Source organism: Sporosarcina sp. NCCP-2331, from assembly GCF_023707945.1.
GTDB lineage: Bacteria > Bacillota > Bacilli > Bacillales_A > Planococcaceae > Sporosarcina > Sporosarcina cascadiensis.
Window position 1 is genome coordinate 1 of record NZ_BRCD01000062.1, and the last position, 2,929, is coordinate 2,929.

The 2,929-nt window shown below is 52.9% G+C and carries 1 rRNA gene; it reads left to right on the top strand.

The features are described 5' to 3' along the window. Window positions 1-2: 2 nt before the first annotated feature. A 23S ribosomal RNA gene (locus NCCP2331_RS18110) occupies window positions 3-2,929 on the top strand; the annotation flags it as partial.

Genomic DNA, 2,929 nt, shown 5'->3' on the forward strand with positions numbered 1-2,929 from the left:
TAGGTTAAGTTAGAAAGGGCGCACGGCGGATGCCTTGGCACTAGGAGCCGATGAAGGACGGCACTAACACCGATATGCTTCGGGGAGCTGTAAGTGAGCTTTGATCCGAAGATTTCCGAATGGGGAAACCCACTGTTTTTAATAGAACAGTACGTTTACGTGAATACATAGCGTAATCGTGGCACACCCGGAGAACTGAAACATCTAAGTACCCGGAGGAAGAGAAAGAAACATCGATTCCCTTAGTAGCGGCGAGCGAAACGGGAAGAGCCCAAACCAAGAAGCTTGCTTCTTGGGGTTGTAGGACACTCTATACGGAGTTACAAAGGAATGCGTTAGACGAAGCGATCTGGAAAGGTCCGCCGCAGTGGGTAACAGCCCCGTAGTCGAAAGCACATTCCCTCCAGAGTGGATCCTGAGTACGGCGGAACACGTGAAATTCCGTCGGAATCCGGGAGGACCATCTCCCAAGGCTAAATACTCCCTAGTGACCGATAGTGAACCAGTACCGTGAGGGAAAGGTGAAAAGCACCCCGGAAGGGGAGTGAAATAGATCCTGAAACCGTGCGCTTACAAATTGTCAGAGCTCGTTAATGAGTGATGGCGTGCCTTTTGTAGAATGAACCGGCGAGTTACGATTCCATGCAAGGTTAAGCTGAGAAAGCGGAGCCGCAGCGAAAGCGAGTCTGAATAGGGCGAATGAGTATGGGGTCGTAGACCCGAAACCAGGTGATCTACCCATGTCCAGGGTGAAGGTCAGGTAACACTGACTGGAGGCCCGAACCCACGTATGTTGAAAAATGCGGGGATGAGGTGTGGGTAGCGGTGAAATTCCAATCGAACCTGGAGATAGCTGGTTCTCTCCGAAATAGCTTTAGGGCTAGCCTCAAACGATAGAATCTCGGAGGTAGAGCACTGTTTGGACGAGGGGCCCATCCCGGGTTACCGAATTCAGACAAACTCCGAATGCCGATGATTTATGTTTGGGAGTCAGACAGTGGGTGATAAGATCCATTGTCGAGAGGGAAACAGCCCAGACCACCAGTTAAGGTCCCCAAGTATCTGTTAAGTGGAAAAGGATGTGGCGTTGCCCAGACAACCAGGATGTTGGCTTAGAAGCAGCCATCATTTAAAGAGTGCGTAATAGCTCACTGGTCGAGTGGCGCTGCGCCGAAAATGTACCGGGGCTAAACAGATCACCGAAACTGTGGATTGATCTTCGGATCAATGGTAGGAGAGCGTTCCAAGGGCGTCGAAGCTAGACCGGAAGGACTGGTGGAGCGCTTGGAAGTGAGAATGCCGGTATGAGTAGCGAAAGAAGGGTGAGAATCCCTTCCACCGAATGCCCAAGGTTTCCTGAGGAAGGCTCGTCCGCTCAGGGTTAGTCAGGACCTAAGTCGAGGCCGATAGGCGTAGACGATGGACAACAGGTTGATATTCCTGTACCACCTCCCCGCCGTTTGAGTAATGGGGGGACGCAGTAGGATAGGGTGAGCACACAGTTGGTTGTGTGTCTAAGCAGTGAGGTGGAAAACGAGGCAAATCCCGTTTTCATATAACACTGGGCTGTGATGGCAAGGAGAATTGTCTCCGGAGTCCCTGATTTCACACTGCCAAGAAAAGCCTCTAGCGAGGCGGGAGGTGCCTGTACCGCAAACCGACACAGGTAGGCGAGGAGAGAATCCTAAGGTGATCGAGAGAACTCTCGTTAAGGAACTCGGCAAAATGACCCCGTAACTTCGGGAGAAGGGGTGCTCTGGTAGGGTGAATAGCCCGAGAGAGCCGCAGTGAATAGGCCCAGGCGACTGTTTAGCAAAAACACAGGTCTCTGCAAAATCGTAAGATGACGTATAGGGGCTGACGCCTGCCCGGTGCTGGAAGGTTAAGAGGAGGGGTTAGCGCAAGCGAAGCTCTGAATTGAAGCCCCAGTAAACGGCGGCCGTAACTATAACGGTCCTAAGGTAGCGAAATTCCTTGTCGGGTAAGTTCCGACCCGCACGAAAGGCGTAACGATCTGGGCACTGTCTCAACGAGAGACTCGGTGAAATTATAATATGCGTGAAGATGCGCATTACCCGCGACAGGACGGAAAGACCCCGTGGAGCTTTACTGTAGCCTGATATTGAATTCCGGTGCAGCCTGTACAGGATAGGTAGGAGCCTTGGATTCCGGAGCGCCAGCTTCGGAGGAGGCATTGGTGGGATACTACCCTGGCTGTATTGGACTTCTAACCCTTGCCCGTGATCCGGGCAGGAGACAGTGTCAGGTGGGCAGTTTGACTGGGGCGGTCGCCTCCTAAAGAGTAACGGAGGCGCCCAAAGGTTCCCTCAGAATGGTTGGACATCATTCGTAGAGTGCAAAGGCATAAGGGAGCTTGACTGCGAGACCTACAAGTCGAGCAGGGTCGAAAGACGGGCTTAGTGATCCGGTGGTTCCGCATGGAAGGGCCATCGCTCAACGGATAAAAGCTACCCCGGGGATAACAGGCTTATCTCCCCCAAGAGTCCACATCGACGGGGAGGTTTGGCACCTCGATGTCGGCTCGTCGCATCCTGGGGCTGTAGTCGGTCCCAAGGGTTGGGCTGTTCGCCCATTAAAGCGGCACGCGAGCTGGGTTCAGAACGTCGTGAGACAGTTCGGTCCCTATCCGTCGCGGGCGCAGGAAATTTGAGAAGAGCTGTCCTTAGTACGAGAGGACCGGGATGGACATACCGCTGGTGTACCAGTTGTCTTGCCAAAGGCATCGCTGGGTAGCTATGTATGGACGGGATAAATGCTGAAAGCATCTAAGCATGAAGCCCCCTTCAAGATGAGATTTCCCATTACGCAAGTAAGTAAGATCCCTCAAAGATGATGAGGTGGATAGGTCTGGGGTGGAAGTGCGGCGACGCATGCAGCTGACAGATACTAATCGATCGAGGACTTAACC